The 23,197-nt window shown below is 46.8% G+C and carries 22 protein-coding genes; 7 read left to right on the top strand and 15 right to left on the bottom strand.

Going from position 1 to position 23,197, the window contains the following annotated elements; translation table 11 throughout:
• Window positions 1-13: 13 nt before the first annotated feature.
• Genes pyrI through H0913_RS18955 form a run of 3 tightly spaced genes read right to left on the bottom strand, consistent with a single transcriptional unit; the run spans window position 14 to window position 1,589 of the window.
• The gene (gene pyrI, locus H0913_RS16890) at window positions 14-478 is read right to left on the bottom strand and encodes an aspartate carbamoyltransferase regulatory subunit (RefSeq protein WP_036949112.1); all 465 of its coding nucleotides are present in this window, start codon (window positions 476-478) and stop codon (window positions 14-16) included.
• Between the two features lie 10 nt (window positions 479-488).
• Window positions 489-1,424: an aspartate carbamoyltransferase gene (pyrB, locus tag H0913_RS16885; RefSeq protein WP_154603006.1), complete on the bottom strand. Its 936-nt coding sequence runs from the start codon at window positions 1,422-1,424 to the stop codon at window positions 489-491.
• 15 nt (window positions 1,425-1,439) lie between these two features.
• Window positions 1,440-1,589 (bottom strand): hypothetical protein, encoded by a 150-nt coding sequence (locus H0913_RS18955; protein ID WP_165480219.1) that lies wholly within the window; start codon window positions 1,587-1,589, stop codon window positions 1,440-1,442.
• Between the two features lie 211 nt (window positions 1,590-1,800).
• On the opposite strand from H0913_RS18955, the gene H0913_RS16875 reads away from it, so the two are divergent.
• Both H0913_RS16875 and H0913_RS16870 read left to right on the top strand, forming a co-directional pair.
• Entirely contained in the window at window positions 1,801-2,316 is a 516-nt protein-coding gene (locus H0913_RS16875) for a DUF3304 domain-containing protein (RefSeq protein ID WP_181477664.1), read from the top strand.
• A complete protein-coding gene (locus H0913_RS16870; protein WP_181477663.1) occupies window positions 2,292-4,859 on the top strand; it encodes a T6SS phospholipase effector Tle1-like catalytic domain-containing protein in 2,568 nt (855 codons plus the stop codon). The genes H0913_RS16875 and H0913_RS16870 overlap by 25 nt, the downstream gene beginning before the upstream one ends.
• 99 nt (window positions 4,860-4,958) lie before the next feature.
• Here the strand turns inward: H0913_RS16870 and phnV are convergent, their stop codons facing one another.
• From phnV to phnR, 5 genes are all read right to left on the bottom strand, one after another.
• Entirely contained in the window at window positions 4,959-5,762 is an 804-nt protein-coding gene (gene phnV / locus H0913_RS16865) for a 2-aminoethylphosphonate ABC transport system, membrane component PhnV (protein ID WP_181477662.1), read from the bottom strand.
• A gap of 2 nt (window positions 5,763-5,764) precedes the next feature.
• On the bottom strand, window positions 5,765-6,625 hold the full coding sequence (phnU, locus tag H0913_RS16860) for a 2-aminoethylphosphonate ABC transporter permease subunit (protein WP_181477661.1): 861 nt from the start codon (window positions 6,623-6,625) through the stop codon (window positions 5,765-5,767).
• 1 nt (window position 6,626) lies between these two features.
• A complete protein-coding gene (gene phnT / locus H0913_RS16855; protein ID WP_181477660.1) occupies window positions 6,627-7,736 on the bottom strand; it encodes a 2-aminoethylphosphonate ABC transport system ATP-binding subunit PhnT in 1,110 nt (369 codons plus the stop codon).
• A gap of 7 nt (window positions 7,737-7,743) precedes the next feature.
• Window positions 7,744-8,757: a 2-aminoethylphosphonate ABC transporter substrate-binding protein gene (locus tag H0913_RS16850; protein WP_181478837.1), complete on the bottom strand. Its 1,014-nt coding sequence runs from the start codon at window positions 8,755-8,757 to the stop codon at window positions 7,744-7,746.
• A 136-nt stretch (window positions 8,758-8,893) separates the two neighbouring features.
• Complete coding sequence (gene phnR / locus H0913_RS16845) at window positions 8,894-9,601, bottom strand: phosphonate utilization transcriptional regulator PhnR (protein WP_154603110.1); 708 nt, start codon at window positions 9,599-9,601, stop codon at window positions 8,894-8,896.
• Window positions 9,602-9,751: 150 nt separating this feature from the next.
• On the opposite strand from phnR, the gene phnW reads away from it, so the two are divergent.
• Both phnW and phnX read left to right on the top strand, forming a co-directional pair.
• Window positions 9,752-10,870, top strand: a complete 1,119-nt coding sequence (gene phnW / locus H0913_RS16840) for a 2-aminoethylphosphonate--pyruvate transaminase (RefSeq protein WP_181477659.1) — start codon at window positions 9,752-9,754, stop codon at window positions 10,868-10,870.
• 24 nt (window positions 10,871-10,894) lie between these two features.
• Window positions 10,895-11,704 (top strand): phosphonoacetaldehyde hydrolase, encoded by an 810-nt coding sequence (gene phnX / locus H0913_RS16835; RefSeq protein WP_181477658.1) that lies wholly within the window; start codon window positions 10,895-10,897, stop codon window positions 11,702-11,704.
• Between the two features lie 62 nt (window positions 11,705-11,766).
• Here the strand turns inward: phnX and argF are convergent, their stop codons facing one another.
• Window positions 11,767-12,792 (bottom strand): ornithine carbamoyltransferase, encoded by a 1,026-nt coding sequence (gene argF / locus H0913_RS16830; protein ID WP_154638018.1) that lies wholly within the window; start codon window positions 12,790-12,792, stop codon window positions 11,767-11,769.
• Between the two features lie 162 nt (window positions 12,793-12,954).
• Here argF and rraB point away from each other — a divergent pair, with 162 nt between their 5' ends.
• Window positions 12,955-13,377, top strand: coding sequence for a ribonuclease E inhibitor RraB (gene rraB, locus H0913_RS16825; RefSeq protein WP_036949139.1), 423 nt, complete (start codon window positions 12,955-12,957; stop codon window positions 13,375-13,377).
• A gap of 96 nt (window positions 13,378-13,473) precedes the next feature.
• Here the strand turns inward: rraB and H0913_RS18950 are convergent, their stop codons facing one another.
• The 6 genes from H0913_RS18950 to pepA form a co-directional block, all read right to left on the bottom strand.
• Window positions 13,474-14,124: a GNAT family N-acetyltransferase gene (locus tag H0913_RS18950; RefSeq protein WP_230086595.1), complete on the bottom strand. Its 651-nt coding sequence runs from the start codon at window positions 14,122-14,124 to the stop codon at window positions 13,474-13,476.
• Window positions 14,121-14,891, bottom strand: coding sequence for a class I SAM-dependent methyltransferase (locus tag H0913_RS16815; RefSeq protein ID WP_154638019.1), 771 nt, complete (start codon window positions 14,889-14,891; stop codon window positions 14,121-14,123). The genes H0913_RS18950 and H0913_RS16815 overlap by 4 nt, the downstream gene beginning before the upstream one ends.
• A 32-nt stretch (window positions 14,892-14,923) precedes the next feature.
• Complete coding sequence (locus H0913_RS16810; protein ID WP_181477657.1) at window positions 14,924-15,427, bottom strand: GNAT family N-acetyltransferase; 504 nt, start codon at window positions 15,425-15,427, stop codon at window positions 14,924-14,926.
• 164 nt (window positions 15,428-15,591) lie between these two features.
• The gene (locus tag H0913_RS16805; RefSeq protein ID WP_181478835.1) at window positions 15,592-18,462 is read right to left on the bottom strand and encodes a valine--tRNA ligase; all 2,871 of its coding nucleotides are present in this window, start codon (window positions 18,460-18,462) and stop codon (window positions 15,592-15,594) included.
• A gap of 38 nt (window positions 18,463-18,500) precedes the next feature.
• A complete protein-coding gene (locus tag H0913_RS16800; protein ID WP_154628793.1) occupies window positions 18,501-18,950 on the bottom strand; it encodes a DNA polymerase III subunit chi in 450 nt (149 codons plus the stop codon).
• Window positions 18,951-19,223: 273 nt separating this feature from the next.
• Window positions 19,224-20,735 (bottom strand): leucyl aminopeptidase, encoded by a 1,512-nt coding sequence (gene pepA / locus H0913_RS16795; RefSeq protein WP_036949149.1) that lies wholly within the window; start codon window positions 20,733-20,735, stop codon window positions 19,224-19,226.
• Between the two features lie 276 nt (window positions 20,736-21,011).
• Between pepA and lptF the strand changes: the two genes are divergently transcribed.
• Complete coding sequence (gene lptF, locus H0913_RS16790) at window positions 21,012-22,109, top strand: LPS export ABC transporter permease LptF (protein ID WP_181477656.1); 1,098 nt, start codon at window positions 21,012-21,014, stop codon at window positions 22,107-22,109.
• The gene (lptG, locus tag H0913_RS16785) at window positions 22,109-23,185 is read left to right on the top strand and encodes an LPS export ABC transporter permease LptG (RefSeq protein ID WP_154602994.1); all 1,077 of its coding nucleotides are present in this window, start codon (window positions 22,109-22,111) and stop codon (window positions 23,183-23,185) included. The genes lptF and lptG overlap by 1 nt, the downstream gene beginning before the upstream one ends.
• Window positions 23,186-23,197 lie beyond the last annotated feature (12 nt).

Genomic DNA, 23,197 nt, shown 5'->3' with positions numbered 1-23,197 from the left:
ACGCCTAAATACCTTACTGATTATTGATCACGGCGTCTCTATCGAACTCTTTTTCACAGAATTTGCAGGTTAATGCCACATGTTTCGCGCGTTTTTTAATGCGGAAACTGCTGGAAACGGGCTCATTATGGCTAATACAGTTACTGTTTGGGCACACCAGCACGCTGTCGATTTGTTCCGGTAATTTCAGGTCTAATTTCTCGACTACTTGATAATCTTCAATACGATTAACGGTCGCTTCCGGTGCATACATCGCTAACTGGTTAGCTTGTTCCGGGGTTAAAAAGGTATTTTCGATTTTGATAATGTCTTTTTTACCCATATTGCTGGAGGGTAAATTCAGCCCGATAGTGATGCGCTCATCGGTTTTGGTGAGCTTAAACAGCTTCAGTAATTTGAACCCAATTTGAGCAGGAATATGGTCGATGACAGTGCCGCAACGGATGGCTTCAACTTGTAATTTATGGTCGTGTGTCATGGTCTTCTCCTCAGATTGCCAGTTCTTTATTTAATACCAGAGACAGCAGCGCTTGGCGCGCGTAGATCCCATTCCCTGCTTGCTGGAAGTAGTAAGCGTAAGGGGTGCTATCGACATCCACGGTAATTTCATCAATACGTGGCAGCGGATGCAGCACTTTTAAATTGTCTTTGGCGCTGTGCAGGTCTTGAGCGCGCAGAATAAATTGCGCTTTAACGTTGGCATATTCTGATGGGTCTAATCGCTCTTTTTGAACGCGAGTCATATACAGAATATCCACTTCAGGGATCACTTCATCAACATTGTTATGCAGGCTGTAAGTCGCGCCTTTTTCATCCAGGATATTCAGGATATGAGCCGGCATCGACAACACTTCAGGGGATATAAAGTAGAAGTGATTACCTTCAAACTTCGAGAGCGCTTGAGTCAGTGAATGCACCGTTCTGCCATATTTCAGGTCACCGACCATCGCGATTTTCAGGTTATCTAAGCGACCTTGAGTTTCTTGGATAGTAAACAGGTCTAACAGGGTTTGGGTTGGGTGCTGGTTAGAGCCATCCCCTGCGTTGATAATTGGGACAGAACCGGAGAACTGGCTAGCTAAACGCGCGGCACCTTCTTGTGGGTGGCGCATCACAATCGCATCCACGTACTGGCTGATAACGGAAATGGTGTCTGCAAGCGTTTCGCCTTTCTTACCTAATGAGGTGTTGGCGCTATCGGAGAAACCGACGACAGATGCCCCTAAACGATGAATGGCAGTTTCGAATGACAGGCGGGTACGCGTCGATGCTTCGAAGAAACAGCTGGCGATAACTTTATGTTTCAGAAACTCAGGTTGCGGTTGCTGTTTTAATGAAGCGGCCACTTTAAGAACTAATTCAAGGTCGGTTTTATCTAAATCGTTAATTGAGATTATGTCGCGGTGATATAACGGATTCGGCATCGTGATTCTCCTGTATCAGCAAGACTTGCTATCTAGTAGGCCAAAAAAAAGCCCCTCAATGAGGGGCTTTTTTATCAATACGGCGGGGAAAAACAGGCTGTCCTGACCGCGTGATGGCAGTGCGGTGTCGGTGTTCTCTTTCAAAAATAGAGCAGCAGTGTTCATGGTTTCTCCCGGCAAATTGTGGCGCATTATACGCGTGTGGCGCAATGACGCAAGCGTTTGCTAACAGAAAAATGAAAAATTTTTGGCGGAATTGTTGAGTGGATGGTGGCAGTAAATAAAATTGAGGTTCGATTTCAATTCCGATAAGCCTTGTTAATTTACCTTAAGCAATGAATACTGTTTAATTATCACCCACGGACAGGTCACGACAATGGCATGGTTAACAAAAATCACCTTACTCTTTCCGTTATTACTTATTCTCAGCGGATGCTCACCCGACAAAAAAGAGGAGCAACTTGCGGGAAATCTCTATGGTTTCAATCACGTCAAAGACACATCCGTTAACTGGTTTTCTGTTAACGGTTACTACGGACGAGGCGCTGCCGGCACCTGCTGCATCATGATCCCCTCTAAATGGTCACCGGGTAAATCGGTGCTAGTCGAATGGGAGGTAGACCCTGAACCATATACAATAAATAGACCTCAATTAGGCAGTAAAGATTATGACAATTTCATAAAAGCACACAGAGCCAACTATCGCCATTACAGTAAACGAGTTGAAATCCCACAGTATGACGACCCTTGTGGATTACAAGTGCATTTTTTACCCTGCCAAGAGGTCAAAATCACCTTGTCTTGTTATTCCACAAGGCACCCTAATTACCCTATTAAAGAACCGAATGACATGGAGGAGCCAGCCGAATGTCCAGCACCGCCCCACTCTTAATACCGTTAAACCTGAGCGATGTTGTTCGTGATATAAGAGACAGCAAGCAAGTGACGCAAGGTGACCCGTGTTGGGCACCACCGTTGTTTCCCGAGCAAGGGCGCTTGCCGTTATCCATGTCTCAAATTACCAATAATCTAGGCAACGCACAAAAAGAAGAACGCCGATACCAAGACTTGGACATTAAAAATTGCATGGCGTGTGTCAAAAATGTGCATGTCAGTCTGTTTTTTGATGGCACCAACAATAACGAGCCTTACGACACCAAAAAAGCCAAACCACCGCATCCCTCCAACGTAGCGAAATTGTACCACGCCAGTGCCCCTAACGATGACAAAGCCGAATACCAAGGTTTTTATACCTACTACATGCCGGGTGTAGGCACGCCATTCCCCGAAATTGGTACTGATGAATACTACAACCCCGGGTTAACCTATGCTGCCGGCGGGGAAGCCCGCGTCAGTTGGGGGTTAATCAACCTCTGTGACACGTTGTTTTTTGAAATCACAAAAATCAGGCTCACGACGGCTGAGCGTCGCGCCGCCTTGGAGAGCATGAGTTCGAACACTAACTATGAAAGCACCACCATGTTCGCCTTAAGTGATTACAACCCGCTTCCTGGGCTCCTAAAACTATTAACGCCGATAAAAGATAAAATCGCCCGCCACGTCCCTAAATTGACGGCATTGAAATTGTATGTGTACGGATTTTCTCGTGGTGCTGCTGAAGCACGCACCTTTGTGTATTGGGTCAATCAATTATTGGAAAAACTTCCGGCGTTTTCAGATATCCCAGAGGCCGAAAAAACCCTTTATGGACTGCCTGTTTCTGTCGAGTTTTTAGGTGTTTTTGATACCGTTCCGGCGGTGGGATTTGCCAACGTCATGCCGATGTTTAGTGGGCACAACAGTTGGGCCGGTGGCACTCAGCAACTCCCCAAATCCACACTGGTAAAAAATGCCTGCCATTTTGTGGCGGCGCATGAACAACGCCAAGCCTTTGCCGTTGACTCTGTACGTACCCCTGAAGGCATTTATCCACCCAATACCGTGGAAGTGATTTACCCCGGGATGCACTCCGACGTTGGAGGCGGTTACCCCCAAGGTGACCAAGGCAAAGCGCGAGACAGTGCTGGTGAGTTGTTGTCCCAAATCGCTTTACACGACATGTACGCCGCTGCGTTCGATGCGGGGGCGCCCTTAGCTATTCTAGGGCTAGCTTTCTCGTCATTACACTCTGAACTTCAACAACGGTATTCCTTTAGAAAAATGACAGATGAAAGTGAAGCTGAATTTAGCTTTACGCCCAATTTAGTGACTAAATTCAACTCGTGGGTCAAACACACGTTACCTAAAACCACACCAACAACCGAATCGTCTAAAAACGCCTACACACCCACCCGATTTGCCACTCATGACCTTGAACGCGTAATGGAAGCGCAATTGGTGTTAATGACTGCGTGGCGAATTGGTCGTTACGGCTCTGCACAAACCGATCGCATCAACCTGACACAACAACCTTTTTTTCAGGCTGCCCCCCAACGTGCCGATATCCATGTCCAGCCTTATGACCCCAATTTTAGTGATCAAGCAACCAAAGCCATCATCACCGAGTACACCGACAATGAGAACGAAATAAATAAAATCAGAGAGGAAAGGAGAAAAGAAAAAGCCCTACACCACTCAGATGTGAAAAATTGGGTGGCAAAAAATATCGGAACACCGCTTTTTGATGCCACCAATGCCCGAGGGCAACTCTGGGAAGGGGCGTTAGAATTTAAAGCCGACTACGAAGATATCCCACGACCAGCACCTCAAATTAACATATCGTCAACCACTCGAGCTGAATGCCAAAAAAATACCCAGCGCTGGGTCGGTACGGCATTAGACAGCCAATGTGCCACCCTCCCTAATTACAGTTTCCCTTCGATAGCCGTGTCAGGACAAGCCGCGTTGCTGAAAAACTTAGACGGAACGGTAGAGCAAATTGCGCACGCTATCACTTACCAAGATGAACGGGGTGAGTATGAGCATTTAAAAAAGGTCAGTAGTGAATTATTCCGAAAAGTGTTCTCTCCTTATCTTTGGGGGGTGACACCCAAAAACTCGGCGATGGATAACCTTATCGCGTTGTTTGATGACCATATTCATGATTCAAGGGCGTGGTTCATGCACTCCGAAAGTGGAATTCGTGAGCCGTTTAGCAGTTATTTTCTGTCGCGGATGATTTATTTTGGGGATCATTGGAATAAAGCCATGACGTTGGTGATTGAGAATAATAAGCCCGTTCATTTTCCTGCAACACCGGCAGCCCAACTCGCGTTGTATTACCTTCCTACGTATGGGTTGCGACTGGTAAATCAGCAAACGGGAGAAACCTTTAGCCTTGATGGTACATCAGAGACACCAAAAACTAATCACATCATGTCTGTCATACGCGATAATTTAGTGAAATATCAGCAGGCACGAAGAGAAGAAGCCCAGAAAAACCTCATGGAGTATTTAAAACAGAGCGGAGATCGCGTAATGACGATTGGAAAATAAAAAAGGCATGATCGGATTGGGTCAACAGGTGTAGGCCCAATCCTTGTTTTAGGCTCATATTTATTTTTTGATATAAAGGCTTAACTTCTTGCTATCACATTAGTATCCAGACTGCCCTAATCTCTTTGCCACTCTCTCCAACTTCATCATCAACAACAGTGTGATAGCGACGAGGACAATAGTCAGTGCAGAGCCGTCGGCGATATTTCCGCGGTCGGTAAGGCTGAAAATTGACACTGGTAACGTTGCCCAACCTGGGGGATACAGCATCATTGTGGCGCCCAACTCGCCGAGGGACAAAGACAGGCTCAAGGCCACAGCGGAGATCATCCACGGCATCAACAACGGTAGGGTGACATGGCACAAGCGATACCATGGGGAAGCACCTAAACTGAATGCCACATTCTCAATGTCCGCGGAAATTCGAGTTAACCCAGTGGAGACATTGCTAAAGGTGAATGCGGAAATCAGAACAAAATGAGCGGAAAACACAATCCAGAAAGTGCCGTTCATCTGCAAATAGCCTTGGCTAAATGCCACTAAGATCCCCAATCCAATCGATACCGATGGAATAGCACTCGGTAAATAGAACGCGATACCCAGATATTTTTGTACTCTGGCACTATGGCGACGTAAAGCAAGGGCTGCCCACAGACCGCAAAACAGCGCAAACAGACTGGCGCAAAAGCCGATAATCAGGCTGGATAGAATTGCTTCCCATGCAGGCCCTTGAAACGCATTCACAAAATGTTCGAAGGTAAAGCCAGAGGGCAAAATACCGTTCCATTGTCGGCTAAAGCTGGACATTAAAATCATCACTAATGGCAGCAAAAACAAGCAAGAAAATAGCGTGATGGCGATAGCGGTTGAAATGGCTCGCCCAGTTTTAGACCAGATTAACATGGTTATTTTTTCACTCCGAAACGGGTTGTTGCCATGCGATATAGGCTAAATAGCCCCACAGACAGCAGAATATTAATCAGCGCTATCATGCACGCAACGCTGTAATCAGATTCTAGAATCGCTTTGCTGTAGACCATCATCGGCAAGGTATTGACCCCTTTTGCCCCGATAAACAGCACGATGCCAAATTCGTTGGTGGTCAACAGCAAACACAAGCTGCCACCTGCGAGTAATGCAGGAAGCGCCGCCGGGAAAATCACTTGGCTGATCACGCGGGCAGGGTGTGCCCCTAAAATGCTGGCGGCTTCTAACTGGCTTTTATCGATTTGGCGAAGTGCCGCCATAAGAGGGCGCATCACCAGCGGAGTAAAGACGGTGATCTCCGCCAAAATCACGCCATTAATCGAGTATAAAAAGTCCACGGGGGGCAGTTCAAAATCAAATAGCGCCATTAAGGAGCCATTGAGTAACCCCGCCGAACCATAAATAAAGGTAAACGCGAGAGTGATCAGAAACGTCGGCAGTGCGATAAAGGTATCAATGACTTGAGTAATAAAACGGCTTCCAGGAAAAGGAATAAATACCAAAATCAGGGATAGAACCGAGCCAAGCACCAAGCAACCTAGGGTGGCAAAAAAGGCGATTTGTAGTGTATTGAATAAACCACTAATAAACCTTTTTGACTCAACTACTTGCCAGAATGTATCTAAGCTTACGCCGCCTGTGGGGCTTTGAATAGCTTGCTCGCCAATCAGCATCAGCGGGTAGAAAAATAGCGTCGCTAAAACAAGCAGCGGTGGCGTTATCCAATAAAACGGTTTTAGGTTTATGGATGATGGCTTAGACAGGTTGATAGCCGACATATTATTCCTCAATCAACACAGTATCAGAGGGAGAGAACCACAGCGTGAGTTTATCGCCAGCTTGCGGTAACGGGGATAAATGGGTAACAGCGACCGTCACCTTTTCCCCAGCAACATCACACAGTAAGTGGGTAATATCCCCCTGCCAACGGATGGACTGTAAGGTAGCGTATAACTGGTTTGAGGTATCTGCTCGTGGGGTGAGGCTAATATGCTGCGGGCGAATACAGATTAATTTGTGGCTGTTGTGCTGCATTCCTTGGGTTTGCGCTTCAATTAGCGTTCCGCCACAGCTCACACTGACTTGGGCTGGCACGGAAGAAAAGCCCAAAGCGGTTGCCGACAGAATATTGGCACGACCTAAAAACTCGGCGGCAAAGCGGTTAGGCGGGCGATGGTATAGGGCATTTTTCTCCCCGTGTGCCACCAAATAGCCATCCTTCATGATGCCAATTTTATCCCCTAAAGCGAGAGCTTCGGTTTGGTCATGGGTAACGTACAAAATGGTTAGCTCAGGTAATTCGCGGTGCAGCCTTGCAATCTCTTCCACCATATTATGGCGAATTTGCGCATCGAGGGCTGATAGCGGCTCATCGAGCAAAAGTACTCGAGGGCGAACGGCTATGGCACGGGCGATGGCGACGCGCTGCTGTTGACCGCCGGATAATTGATGCGGGTAACGGGCGGCATAGTCGCTCATACCGACAATGTTTAATGCCTCTGCCACGCGCTCTTTGATCAGCGCTTTAGGCTGTTTTTGGGCGCGTAAGCCAAAGGCGACATTATCTTCCACTTTCATATGGGGGAAGAGGGCGTAATTCTGTACGACCATGCCCAGCCCCCGCTGATACGGGGGGAGGTGGGTGATATCAGTATCACCCATTAAAATGCGTCCACTATCCGGTTGTGCAAAGCCCGCAATTGACCGTAATACGGTGGTTTTACCGGAGCCTGAAGGGCCAATCAACACCAGTATTTCACCGGGCTCAATGGTCAGGGATAACGGCTTAAGCACCACATTGTTATGGTAAGAAACCCGCAAAGATTCCAGCACAATGCCTGAATGATCAGTGCGCTGGCTTGGTGTTTCTATCTTTCTTTTCATCAACATAACTCACTTACTCGCTTTCAGTCACTTTGTGCCAACGGGTAATATCGTTCGAAAGAGACACTTCAACCTCGTCCCAATTCGGTTGCCATGTTTTGACGCCTTTGAGGGTTTCAGTGGCTTTGTGGAATTGCGGATCGTTTGGCGTCAAATCTGAGCGCACAGGCAGCCCCCATGACAGTTCGCTAACGTGGCTTTGGGCTTGTTTGTCTAACAGGAAGTTAATCAGCTTTTTGCCATTTTCAGTTTCAGGGCCGTTATTCACTAAGCCAACCACATAAGGCAGAACCAGCGCGCTGCGTTCGCCTTTTTCATCGGCAGGCCAAAAGATTTTCACGTTCGGATTGCGCTCCATTTGGGAAAGGTTCATCTGCAAATCGCCGTTTGCGACGTACAGTTCACCTTTGTTCACTAACGCAGTTAATTTCCCTGTTGAGGCGGATGGACCGACGTTGTTGGCTTGTAATTTTCCGAGGTAATCAAAACCGGCCTCTTTGCCACCAAAGCTATGGAACACTTGAAGCATGACGGCAGTGCCATCTCCCGCTTGCCCTGGTGTGGAGTATTGCAGTTTATTTTTAAAACGGGTGTCGAGGAGTTCATTCCACGTTGCTGGAGGGGCTTTTAGCAGTTTGTCGTTATAGATAAAGGTCAGGTAGTTATTGACGATGGGGGTGTAGTACTCCGTTGAGTTAGGAATACTTACCGCGGCATCCGGTGTGAATTTTGCCAGTAATTCGGTTTTAGCGGCACGTTGGATAAACGGGGGAACGGTGACGAGCACATCCGCTTGTGGGTTAGTGCGCTCTTTGGCTAAACGCTCAACGATGGCACCGGAGCCGCCTTCGACGTACTGTACTTTAATCCCTGTTTGCTGAGTAAAAGCATCAAATTGAGCCTGATACCAGCTGTTATTGCCATCATGAAGACCATCTGCGGAGTAAACCGTGACGACAGGGGCGGCAAAAACCGAGGTCGAACCTAGGGCGGCAAGGAGCAATACGGCAAGAGGGGTAGGTTTCATTTTACGTTTCATCTCCAGATCTCCAGTTAGTCGTTAAAGTTATCTGGTATATACCAGTGTTTTTTACGCTAACGGGTTTATATGACAGAAAAATGAAATCTACCGAGAAAGCAAAAATTTATTTTTGAAGTGAAAGTTAGAGGGTATCGACCTCAATACGCAGGCTGTCATGACGCCAATATTCCACATCATAGTCCAAAATTCGCCCGTGCTGATCGTAGTTTAAACGTTGTAATAGCAGGGCTGGACGACCGACTGCAACCCCTAATGCGCTGGCGGCCTGCGGTGGCATGGCAGTGGGATAAAACGATAAGTGCATACTGGTATAAATCAACCCGTAGTGCTGCTCATACACTTCGGTGAGGCTGCCATTCAAATCATGGCTTAATAGCTCAGGTACGCGAGCGGGAAGACAGTGGTTTTCGCTGTAGCAAACGGCGCGGTCGTCCGCATAACGCAGGCGGGTGAGTAGATAAATTTGTTCGAAAGGCTGCAATTGCAGCGGCGTCATGGCTTCGACAGGCACGGTGACGACTTTCCCCTCTAACAGCTTGGTTTTGGGTTGACGACCTTGCTCTAAACACAGCTTATGGAAGTTGGTATTTTGCGTTGGGTCGAGCCATAAACGCTCGGGCGTCACAAACCAGCCTCGGCGCTCAGAACGGTAAATTGCGCCGCTAGATTCTAGCTGTGCCAAGCTTTCTCGAATAGTGACGCGCGTGGTATTGAAGATGGCACACAGTTCGCGTTCAGAGGGCAGTTTATCACCACTTTTCAGCGCGCCGCTCTGAATTCTTGCTTGTAATTGCGCTTTGATAAGAAGGTACTGTGGCTGTTCATCCATCGATAATGTATCCGTTTTTCGTCGCAAAATTTTTTATCCATTATACACGCCAATATGAATTTTTTGTTGCAGGGCGTCTTTTCCTTTGACCTTCTTGTTCATCTGCCGTCATTATAATATCAATCTGGTATAGACCAATGGTGAATTTAAATGACAATGAATCAATATCTGCTGTTAACACCGGGACCTTTGACCACGTCACAAACCGTGAAAGAGGCCATGCTGTTTGATAGCTGTACATGGGACGATGATTACAACTTAGGGGTAGTGCAACGTATTCGCCAACAGCTGGTGGAACTGGCGACAACCCAAGCGGGGTATACCAGTGTGTTACTCCAAGGGAGTGGGAGCTACGCCGTAGAAGCGGTGCTGGGCTCGGTACTCGCACCGCAAGATAAAATCCTGATTGTCAGCAATGGCGCTTATGGCGCCCGAATGGCAGAAATGGCGCAGTTAATGGGCATTTCATACCATGTTTATGATTGCGGTGAAGTGGCTAAGCCCGATGTGGCGGTGATTGAGCAGCTTCTACAGCAAGATAGCCAAATCAGCCATATTGCGATGGTGCACTGTGAAACCACCACCGGCATTTTGAACCCCATCGAGGACGTTGCGGTATTAGCTAAACGCTATCAAAAACGCTATATCGTGGATGCCATGAGCAGTTTTGGGGGCATTCCTCTGGATGTGGGGGCGCTGAATATTGATTTTCTGATCAGCTCGGCCAACAAATGTATCCAAGGAGTGCCGGGGTTTGGGTTTGTGATAGCTCGTACCAGCGAACTGGAAAAATGTGTGGGTCGCTCGCGTTCGTTGTCCCTTGATCTGTATGCACAATGGCGCTGTATGGAACAATATCACGGGAAATGGCGCTTTACTTCCCCAACACACACCGTGCTGGCTTTCGCTCAAGCGCTGAAAGAGCTGGCTCAGGAAGGTGGTGTGAGCGCCCGTTTCCAGCGTTATCAGCAAAATCAACGCAAGTTGGTGGATGGCATGCGTCAGTTAGGGTTTCGCACATTATTAGATGATAGCCAACAATCGCCGATTATCACTGCATTTTATTCGCCAGATGCCGACGATTATCAATTTAACCAATTTTATCAGCAGCTCAAGGCTCAAGGGTTTGTGATCTATCCGGGTAAGGTTTCAAAGAGTGACTGTTTCCGCATTGGCAATATTGGGGAAGTGTATCCACACAATATTGATGCGCTGTTGGTGGCAATTAAGAATGCCATGTATTGGAAAAGCAAGGTATTAGCAAAATAACGTATTGGAAAATAAGGATTAATCATGAATCGTATTGAAGCTGTTATTTTGGATTGGGCGGGAACGACGGTGGATTTTGGCTCGTTTGCACCGACTCAGATTTTTATCGAAGCGTTTAAAGTCGCGTTTGATATGGATATTACACTGGCGCAAGCCCGTATCCCGATGGGGTTAGGAAAATGGCAACATATTGAAGCGTTAGGAAAATTACCAGAGATTGATGCCATGTGGCAGGCAAAGTTTGGGCGCTCAATGACTAGCGAAGATATTGATGCTATCTACCAAACGTTTATGCCGTTACAGATTGCCAAAGTTGTCGATTTTGCTGCGCCAATCGACGGAGTTGTCAGCGCGATTGCCACGCTGCGTGAGCAGGGGATCAAAATAGGTTCTTGTTCAGGTTACCCAAGGGCGGTAATGGAAAAGTTGGTTCCAGCAGCCGCGAAATTGGGGTATCAGCCCGATTACTGGATTGCCAGTGATGATTTAGCAGCTGGCGGACGTCCAGGGCCGTGGATGGCGCTGCAAAATGTGATTGAATTGGCGGTCAATTCCGTCTTCCATTGTGTGAAGGTGGATGATGCGGTGCCGGGAATTGAAGAAGGGTGCAATGCGGGAATGTGGAGCATTGGGTTAGCTATTTCGGGTAATGAGTTCGGTAAAACATGGGATGAATATCAAGGCATGAGCCAAGGGGATATTTCCCCATTACGCCAGCAGGCAGCGGACAAACTGTATGCGGCGGGCGCCCATTATGTGATTGATACCTTGTCGGATCTTCCTCGTGTGATTGACGAAATCAACGTGAGATTGGCAAAAGGTGAAAGACCGTAGTGAGATTTAAGTCTCCATTCAAACTGACCAAGTAGGGGCGCCTGCCTACTTGGTCGGTAGATTTAGAATATATTTATCGGTAATTCAGGCGCAATTGTCGCTACCATCACCGCTTTAATAGTATGCAGACGGTTTTCCGCTTGATCAAATACGATGCTGTAAGGGGATTCAAATACCTCTTCCGTCACTTCCAGCCCACCATAAAGATTAAACTCTTTGGCGAGCTGAGCGCCTAATGTGGTGTCTTCATTATGAAACGCAGGTAGGCAGTGCAAGAATTTCACGTCTGGGTTACCTGTCTGTTTGATGACATCCATATTCACTTGATACGGTTTCATTAAGGCAATGCGCTGTGCCCACACTTCTTTAGGTTCCCCCATCGAAACCCACACATCGGTATACAGAAAATCGGCGTCTTTAACGCCTTCAGCCACGTTTTCCGTCAGAATGATTTTTCCGCCAGTGGTTTTAGCGATTTTCTGGCACTCTGCAACTAATTCAGCCTCTGGCCAGCAGCTTTTCGGTGCCACTAAACGCAGCTCCATGCCCGTTAACGCAGCAGCTTCTAACATGGAATTTCCCATATTGTTCCGCGCATCCCCGAGGTAGGCGAATTTGATGTCAGAAAGCGGGGTATTGGGTTTATGTTCTTGAATGGTGAGCAAATCGGCTAATAACTGTGTGGGATGGAATTCGTTAGTTAATCCATTCCAGACAGGCACTCCCGCATGTTGTGCTAATGTTTCGACGGTGCTTTGTGCGTAACCCCGATATTGCACGCCATCGTACATTCTACCCAGCACTCTGGCGGTATCTTTCATCGTCTCTTTATGCCCGATTTGGCTACCGGATGGTCCAAGATAGGTCACTCTTGCCCCTTGATCGAAAGCGCCGACTTCAAATGCGCAGCGCGTCCGTGTGGAATCTTTCTCGAAGATCAGCGCAAAATTCTTACCAGCTAATAAAGGTGGCTCAGTGCCAGATTTTTTGGCTGATTTTAACCAAGTGGAGAGTTTTAATAATGCATGAATATCGTTAGAGGTAAAATCCAATAATCTTAAAAAATGCTTTCCATGTAGGGGGTTCATAAATTACAGCCTTTTACAATTGAATTAATATTCAATTTATATTCATAAAAATTCAAAATCAACCCCTCAAGCAAAAGAAATTATTTCATTAGGTATGGTTTCACCCTCGACCCTATGGGAGAATGAGCCGGAGACTAATACCACGGAACAAGGGGTGTGGAGATGGTAGATAAAGCTGAATTTGATGCGCAGTACGAAGAAACTCGCCTGATCATTGAAGAGTTACTGGAAGATGGAAGTGATCCTGATGCGCTGTACGCGATTGAGCATCACTTCTCTGCGGACAATTTTGAATTGTTAGAAAAAGCGGCTGTTGAAGCATTCAAACTGGGTTATGAAGTGACTGATGCGGAAGAACTGGAAATTGAAACCGGTGAAACCCTGATGTGTTGCGATGTGATCAGCGAAAGTGCGTTAAATGCGGAACTGATCGACGCGCAAGTTGAGCAGTTAATGAAATTAGCAGAAAAAATCGGTGTGAACTACGATGGTTGGGGCACCTATTTTGAAGATCCAGACGCAGAATACGATGATGAAGACGGTGACGACGAAGGGGACGATGAGTCCGAAAATCGCGTTCACTAATTGATCCTTCAAATTTCAATAAGCGGTAATACCGCTGGATTGAAAGATAAGAAAGCACTGATTGAGAATATCGTCAGTGCTTTTTTGTTTTCTATATCAAGATGCTAACTCTTTCACCATATAGTGCCAGCCATAAATATCCATATAGCGTAATGTGGTGCGAGATGTTTCATATTTTTCATCGGTGTAACCACGGCGCAAATAAAGCTCTCTTGCCTTGGTATTTAAATCAGACACATACAAAGAAACTCGGGTGAGCTTGGGATCAGCGGCTGCTTGGGATTCAATATGGTCTAACACGCGATTACCAATTCCCATACCTCGTAACTCATTATTGACACACAAGTAAGAGAGGTAAACGGTGTCGGCTCTTGGTCTGTGTACAAATAACTGAAAAATGCGGCTGATCTTCATAAAGCGGAAGAAGCCCGCTTTACGCAGGATTTGCATTAATGAGACGGGGATAGGTGCTTGTTCTTGAACGTGTCTTACGCCGTAAGTGATGCCATAAACCGCAACCAACCTGCCATTCAATTTAACCTGAAAGTGCCTATCATAAGGGTCACTGAGACCGCGCTGCCAGAATAAAGATAATACCGCCTGACGCTGGGCTTCAGGCATATCGTGAATGGTTTTAAATTTAGAGGAAAAAGCCTCATAAAATAGTATGTTGGCACCATCAATGCTTGTTTCCTCTAACGGTTCAATGACGAGTGAATCGTTATTGAACATTGAGTTTATCATCATGATTTCACCGATAAAGAGCCTGTGTGCTCAAGCGTAAACACCATTTCAGGGGAGTTCTCCTGAAAAGCATTAAACTGCCAATCACCGTAAAGATAGCGAACACGTAAACCACAAAATTCAGCGGCTTGGGTAATGTCGCTAAGTGTCGGAAAAGCAATATCCGATTCGGCTCGGTATATGGGGCCATTCTCACCTTGCTGGTAGAACGTTTGATAGCGAACAATGCCGTTCTGTTCGGCAACATCATTCCAAAGAATGACTTCGCCAAATTCTTGGGTCGAGAGTGATTCACGAGATAATTCAGGTGTCCACTCTCTCCACTCTTCAACTGCTGGGTTGCGGCTATCAAATACAATAGTGCCATCGGCAGTGAGGTGTTGCTGCATGGTTTGTAGCGCGGCAATGCGCTGTTCTTGAGTCAAAAAAACCTGAAAGGCGTGACCAGATAAAATGATCAAATCAAATTTCATGTCCAGACAGAGCGCTTCAGCTGTGCTGTTCACCCAACGAACGCGATTGGTTTTTTGTTGGGCAATATCCAACATCGCTTGAGCGGGATCGACGCCGACCAACGTGGTGTGTGGATATTGCTCCGCAATGGCAGTGAGTAACGTGCCAGTACCGCAGCCTAAATCCAAAATATGAGCCGCTGAAGAGGCTAGTTGAAGATATGCCGCGTAGTCTGCCCGCTGCAAGCTGTTATCTAAATCATAGAAGCGAGCGAGCTTGGGATCTTCATAAAGGGCGTCTTCATACTGTGAGATCATTGGCTACGGTATCCTTTCATTGGGTAGCGGGGCTATAGCGCTTTTAGCATGCGAATTTCGCAGTCACTATGGCCAGTATTGCCTAATGGCTCGTCGATAAAATCGAAGCCCAGTTTTTCATACAGTTTAATGGCGGCTTGTAGCTCTTTGGTGGTTTCTAAGTAACAGCGGGTGTAGCCTTGCTGCTTAGCAAATTCCAAAGACATTAAGACGATTTTCTTGGCTAAACCTTTTCCGCGCAGCACAGAAGAGAGATACATTTTCTGTAATTCAGCGGTGTGTTCATCTCCACCGGCGACTTGTGAAATGCCGCCACCGCCAACCACTTTACCGTCCATTTCCACCACCCAATATGCGCTGCGTGGCTTGCTATACACTTCATACAGCGTGTCTAAAATAGGATCCGCAACTGCGAAACCTTTATCTGCTGTTAGCCCATGTTCAGCGGAAACTTCACGAATAACAGCGGCGATCCCTGGGTTATCTTGAGGTTGAATTAAACGAACTTGAACAGTTGAGGTTGTGCTTGTTGTCATAAGAATATCTCTTTCTATTTGTATTATTTATATTTTTAATTGCACTATTTACTGGTGCAATAATTATGATATTGAGTATCTTCCTAGGCTTTTCAATACTCAGAATACAAAAAAGCCCTAACTCATCGGCGACGAGTCAGGGCTAGAGATTTAAAGCTTAATGATTATAAAGAGGCGATAGTCACTTTTTGCGCTTCAATCTTCGCTTTCGCTTCGATATTTTCCGCTAAACGCGCGCGCTCTTTCTCAACCACGGCAGCAGGGGCACGGCTTACAAAGCCTTCGTTTGCCAGCTTGCTTTCGATGGTATCAATTTCTTTTACCACTTTTTCCAGCTCTTTATCTAAACGAGCCAGCTCAGCGTCTTTATCGACCAGTCCTGCCATTGGGATCAGCACTTCAGCACCTGCAACTAATTTAGTCACAGAAACTGGGGCTTCTTCGCCTTCAGCCAGCACGCGAATGCTTGCTAAACGCGCCATTGAACGAAGGAAGTTTTCGTTCTCAGTGACACGGCGAGCCACATCCGCAGAGGTGCTACGCAGCATGACATCCAATGGTTTACCCGGAGCGATATTCATTTCTGCACGAATATTACGGACAGCAACAATGGTCTCTTTGATCCACTCTAAATCGCTCAGTGCCAGCTCATCCACTTTCGCGGCATCGAACTCTGGGAACGCTTGCAGCATGATGGTGTCAGCTTCAATCCCTTTCACCACTTTCACGCGCTGCCAGATGGTTTCGGTGATAAATGGAATGATTGGGTGAGCCAGACGCAGTAAGCCTTCCAGTACTTCAATCAGGGTGAAACGCGCCGCACGAACTTGGGCTTCATTACCTTTATGAACCGCAGGTTTAGACAGCTCTAAGTACCAGTCACAGAATTCATTCCAGGTGAAATCATACAGAATACCTGCTGCGATATCGTAACGGTGAGTATCTAACGCTTCACGGTACGCTTTCACGGTTTGGTTGAACTGCGCCATGATCCAGCGATCAGCCAAGGAGAAGCTCATTTCGCCACCGTTTTGACCGCAATCTTGGCCTTCGGTGTTCATCAGAACGAAGCGACTCGCATTCCATAATTTATTACAGAAGTTACGGTAACCGGACAGACGTTTCATATCCCAGTTGATATCGCGACCCGTTGATGCCAGCGCCGCTAAGGTAAAGCGCAGGGCATCAGTACCGTGTGCTTCAATGCCGTCTGGATACTCTTTACGAGTACGCTTAGCAATTTTCTCAGCCAGTTGTGGCTGCATCATGTTGCCAGTACGTTTTTCCAGTAAGGCTTCTAAGGAAATACCGTCGATCATATCCAGTGGGTCGATAACGTTCCCTTTGGATTTAGACATTTTCTGACCTTCTTCATCGCGGATCAGACCTGTCATATACACGGTTTTAAACGGAACTTGAGGTTCGCCATTTTCATCTTTGATGAAATGCATGGTCATCATGATCATACGGGCAATCCAGAAGAAAATAATATCGAAGCCACTAACTAATACATCCGTTGGATGGAAAGTTTTCAGCGCATCGGTATTTTCTGGCCAGCCTAAGGTTGAGAATGTCCACAGACCGGAAGAGAACCATGTATCTAATACGTCGTCATCTTGGCGCAGTGCTACATCGGCACCTAAGTTATTTTCGCGGCGAACTTCGTCTTCATCACGACCCACGTAAACATTGCCTTTGTCGTCATACCAAGCAGGAATACGGTGACCCCACCATAATTGACGAGAAATACACCAGTCTTGGATATCACGCATCCAAGAGAAATACATGTTTTCGTATTGGCGCGGAACGAATTGAATGCGACCATCTTCAACGGCTTTGATAGCGTCTTTCGCTAAAGGCGCGGTGCGCACGTACCATTGGTCAGTCAGCATTGGCTCGATAACCACGCCACCACGGTCACCGTAAGGTACGGTTAAATCGTGAGGTTTGACTTCGACCAGTAAACCTAATTGTTCAAATTCAGCGACGATAGCTTTACGTGCTGCGAAACGCTCCATGCCACGGTAGGCTGCTGGAATTTCGCTGCTGTAATCGGTGCACGGGTTGCCGTTGGTGTCGAACACTTCCGCTTCGTTACGAACGTTACCATCTAAGTCCATCATGTTGATCATGGTCAGTTGGTGACGTTTACCGACTTCGTAGTCGTTGAAGTCATGGGCTGGGGTGATTTTCACGCAGCCGGTGCCTTTTTCCATATCGGCGTGTTCATCACCTACGATTGGAATGCGGCGATTGACGATTGGCAGGATAATTTCTTTGCCAATTAAATCTTTATAGCGTGGATCTTCAGGGTTAACTGCCACACCGGTATCACCCAGCATGGTTTCTGGACGCGTGGTCGCAACCACTAAATAGTCTTTCCCTTCAGCGGTTTTCGCGCCGTCAGCCAGCGGATAACGCAGGTGCCACATAGAACCTTTAACTTCGCGGTTTTCAACTTCTAGATCAGAAATTGCGGTGTGCAGTTTCGGATCCCAGTTAACCAGACGCTTGCCGCGATAGATTAAGTTTTCTTTGTACATACGAACGAAAGCTTCTTTAACGGCTTTAGATAAGCCTTCGTCCATGGTGAAGCGTTCGCGATCCCAGTCAACAGAGTCACCTAAACGGCGCATTTGTTGAGAGATAGTGCCGCCAGATTCCGCTTTCCATTCCCAGATTTTGTCGATGAACGCATCACGACCGTAGTCATGGCGGTTTTTACCTTCTTCAGCCGCAATTTTACGCTCAACCACCATTTGAGTTGCGATACCCGCGTGGTCAGTACCCGTCTGCCATAGGGTGTTTTTCCCTTGCATACGCTGGTAACGGATCATGGTATCCATAATGGTTTGTTGGAAGGCGTGACCCATGTGCAGGCTACCTGTGACGTTCGGCGGTGGGATCACGACGCAGAAACTGTCTTTTGAGGTATCACCGTTCGGACGGAAGTAACCGCTTTTTTCCCAGTGGGTATACAGGGACTGTTCGATTTCCGCTGGGTTATAAGTTTTGTCGAGGGATGGCTCGATCATTGCGTTGTCTGGTTTCTTTTCCATTTTTATCTTTGTGTTCAGTAAGTTGGCGGCGTCGCCATGGTCAAATTGAAGCCGACGCTCCGGTAAGTTTTATACCGGTCACGCGCCAACTGTTTTAAAGTTTCATCGATAGGCACGAAGTCTATCACTTCATGGAAAGCCGTTGCAAAATCTGCGAATTGGCTTTGTAAATTAATCAGGATATCGCGAGGTGTATTGCCGCGTTTATTTGGCCAGCAAATTTCGATCGGCGAACCATAACGAGGGCCTTCCCCCGCCAAATTGTGGGGTACAAACTGGTGAGGATCCCGTTGCCAAAGCGCCTCATCCATTTTTTCAGCTTGCAGCTGATCCTCGCAGGCAATCAGAATGCGTTTTCCGTTGCGCCACGCTTGTGCAGCAAGTTCACAAGCGAGCCATTCGTGGGCTTCATATTCCGCTTGTGGGGAGGGCTGTTGTAGTTGGTAAAACGTACCTTTTTTCATATACCCGTCATACTTCAATTTGTAGGGGTGTTGGCTACGGACTCTCGCGTCGGTCGCATGCTTATGCATGTTCCCAAGATCGCAGCAAGATTAAATCTGTGTTGAATTATATACTTTTTTATAGCTGCCTCAAAATGGCTTAATGGACGTGTGTTCTGAGGCGTATAACTTGCTGATACCTATTGAAAAAACAATATCCCGAATCGCAGAACCTGCTCATCGGGATATTATAATTACAACTTAATCAATGGCGATTTTTAATCGTAATCGAAATTACTCGTCACCATTTAAGCCAGCGCGGTTCAGTAAGAACTGAGCTAACATAGAAACCGGACGACCGGTTGCTCCTTTAGCTTTGCCTGAACGCCATGCAGTACCAGCGATATCCAAGTGAGCCCAGTTATATTTACCCGTAAAGCGTGCTAAGAAGCAGCCTGCGGTAATAGCACCACCCGGACGACCACCCGTGTTCGCTAAATCAGCAAAGTTAGAGCTGATTTGCTCATAGTATTCGTCAGCTAACGGTAAGCGCCAAGCACGGTCGCCAGCTTGCTCTGAAGCATTTAATAGCTCGTGAGCTAGTGGGTTGTGGTTGGACATTAAACCAGTGTAGTGGCTACCTAAAGCAATCACACATGCGCCTGTTAATGTGGCGATATCGATAACCAGTTCTGGATCGAAACGCTCAACGTAAGTCAGGGTATCACACAGGACTAAACGACCTTCCGCATCCGTGTTTAACACTTCAACAGTTTGACCAGACATCGTGGTTAGGACGTCACCTGGACGGTATGCGTGTCCACCCGGCATGTTTTCACAGCCAGCCAGTACACCGACGACGTTAATTGGCAGTTGCAGATCAGTGATAAAGCGCATAACACCGTAAACGGTCGCTGCACCGCACATGTCGTATTTCATCTCATCCATGCCATCAGCGGGCTTGATAGAAATACCGCCTGAGTCGAAGGTTAAACCTTTACCGACGAGGACAATTGGTTTGCACTCTGGATCTGGATTGCCTTTGTACTCCATGATGGACATCAGAGATTCATTTTGAGAACCTTGACCCACTGCTAAGTACGCATTCATGCCCAGCTCTTTCATTTGCTCTTCACCGATCACGCGAGTGGTCAGTTTGCTGTCAGAAATGTCTGCCAGTTGACGAGCTTGTGACGCTAAATAGCCAGCGTTACAGATATTTGGCGGCATGTTACCCAAGTCTTTAGCCGCTTTAACGCCAGAGGCGATAGCTAAACCGTGGGCGATAGCACGTTCACCGCTAGTCAGTTCACGGCGTGTTGGTACATTGAAGACCAGTTTACGCAGTGGACGGCGGTGTTCGGTTTTGTTGCTTTTCAGTTGATCGAAGACATACAGGGACTCTTTCGCTGTTTCAACTGCTTGGCGAACTTTCCAGTAGTTATTGCGACCTTTTACATGTAACTCAGTCAAGAAACAAACGGCTTCCATTGAGCCAGTTTCATTCAGAGTGCTGATCGTTTTCTGAATGATTTGTTTAAATTGACGCTCATCGAGTTCACGTTCTTTACCGCAACCGATCAGTAAAATACGCTCAGATAGAACGTTAGGCACATGATGCAGCAGCAAGGATTGACCTACTTTACCTTCAAGCTCACCGCGGCGCAGCAGGGCGCTGATATATCCGTCACTAATTTTGTCCAGCTGTTCAGCGATAGGGGACAGACGGCGTGGTTCAAAGACTCCGACAACGATACAAGCACTACGTTGTTTTTCCGGGCTACCACTTTTTACACTAAACTCCATGCGTTCTCCTGAATCTTAAAGACAAAGGTCGATGCTCCAGTTAAAATTAGCCTTTCGCATGATCTGGCTTATAGAGAATGAACTCTTTGTGTTAAATTGAGCAAATACCTAGTTTCGCTTATATTAAGCATATTCCGATATAGCACTTAGTATAGATAATGCTTTTATATCATTCTAGCCAAACAATAAACCAGAGTATATTTTAGTAAATGGCTGTCATAGAACGAACTTAGCCATTTTCATCCCAAAAGACAAGTTTTCACAGGCGTAATAAGCGTGATCATTATTCGATATTTGGTTCGGGAAACCCTGAAAAGTCAGCTGGCGATACTTTTTGTCTTGCTGCTTATCTTTTTTAGTCAAAAGTCCATCGACATCTTAGGTGCCGCTGTTCAGGGGAATATTCCTTCGAATTTAGTTCTTCCATTATTAGGATTAGGTGTGCCGGAGATGGCGCAACTTATCTTACCTTTAAGCCTATTTCTTGGGCTATTGATGACTTACAGCAAATTGTACACAGAAAGCGAAATTACTGTGATGCATGCCTGCGGTCTGGGTAAAAGTGTGCTTGTGAAAGCGGCACTGGTGCTTGCCGCATTAACCGCCTTAGTCGCCGTTGCCAATATTACGTGGATGTTGCCTTGGTCATCTCAGTATCAAGAGCAAGTTTTGGCGGATGCAAAAGCCAACCCCGGCCTAGCGGCGATGGTGGAAGGGCAGTTTAAAACCACCAAAGATGGCAACTTTGTTTTGTACATCGGTGAAGTTAAAGGCAATGATTTTAAAAATGTTTTCTTAGCTCAGCTGCGTACTGCCAACGAACAACGTCCTTCCGTTGTGGTTGCAGATAGCGGTTATATGAAAGAAGACGAATATGGCCGCCAGATGGTGGTGCTAGACCAAGGTACTCGCTACGAAGGCACCGCAATGCTGAGAGATTTCCGCATCACTGACTTCGTGAATTACCAAGCCGTTGTTGACCATAAAGCCACGGATGTCAGTACGGATAAAGTGGAACAAAAAACCATGATGCAGCTGTGGAATGAAAGTAATCCTGAGGTCAATGCTGAATTCCACTGGCGTCTAACCATTGTGTTCTCTGTGGTCGTGATGGCGTTGATGGTCGTGCCGCTGAGTGAAGTGAACCCACGTCAAGGGCGCGTACTCAGTATGATCCCAGCTATGCTGCTGTACCTGATTTTCTTCTTATTACAAAGTACGTTACGTAATAGCGCAGACAAGGGGGATGTCGACCCTAAATATGCAATGTGGGCGGTTAACTTCGGTTACTTGCTGTTAGCAGTGATACTGAACTTATGGGATACCGTACCAATGCGCAAAATGCGTGCTAAGTTGACCAGAGGGGTTGCCTGATGTTTGGTGTTTTAGATAGGTATATCGGTCGAACCATCCTCAATTCGATTTTGATGACGCTGTTTTTGTTGGTTTCCCTTTCAGGGATCATCAAATTTGTCGAGCAGCTTCGCAAAGTGGGTGACGGTGATTACACGGCGATGAGCGCAGGGGTTTTCACCTTATTAACCGTTCCCAAAGATATCGATGTTTTCTTCCCAATGGCGGCATTATTGGGCGCATTGTTGGGATTAGGCGCGTTAGCTTCCCGCAGTGAACTGGTGGTAATGCAAGCGTCGGGTTTTACCCGTTTGCAAATTGCGATGTCTGTGATGAAAACAGCGATCCCATTGGTTATCGTTACGATGATCATGGGGGAGTGGATTGCACCTGCGGGCGAGCAGTGGGCGCGTAACTACCGTGCAGAGAAAATTGTCGGTAGTTCTTTGGTGGTTACGGATTCAGGTATGTGGGCAAAAGATGCCCATGATTTTATCTATATCCAGCGCATTAAAGATGCGAGCACCATCCAAGATGTTTCTATTTATCGCTTCGATGACCATCGCAAATTACAGTCTGTGATGTTTGCCGCTCGCGGAACTTATGATGCAGATAAAAAGCTGTGGGTGTTATCCCAAGTTCAAGAATCTATCTTGGGTAGCCAGCAAAAAATTACGGGCTCACAGCGTTTAACCTATGATTGGAAAACCAATTTAACCCCAGAGAAATTAGGTATCGTTTCCCTGAATGCGGATTCACTTTCAATTCGTGGCCTGTATCAGTACATCACCTATTTGAAAGAGAGCGGGCAAGTTGCTTCGGTTTATCAGCTGAGTATGTGGCAAAAAATCTTAGCGCCACTTTCTGCGGCAGTCATGATGTTGATGGCGGTTTCCTTTATCTTCGGGCCTCTGCGTACGGTTCCAATGGGCGTGCGTGTGATTTCAGGGATTGTGGGCGGCTTCTTGTTCTACATCTTAAACCAAGGCTTTGGTAACTGGAGTTTGGTCTATTCCATTCCGCCAGTGCTGGCGGCAGCGCTGCCGAGCGTACTGTTCTTGGGCGTGAGTATCTTCTTGTTGGTTAAACGAAAATAGTCCATTCCCTTT

Origin of the sequence: Providencia rettgeri (assembly GCF_013702265.1) — a bacterium.
In the GTDB taxonomy this organism is placed as follows: Bacteria; Pseudomonadota; Gammaproteobacteria; order Enterobacterales; family Enterobacteriaceae; genus Providencia; species Providencia zhijiangensis.
This window is presented reverse-complemented; position numbering and strand designations above follow the sequence as displayed.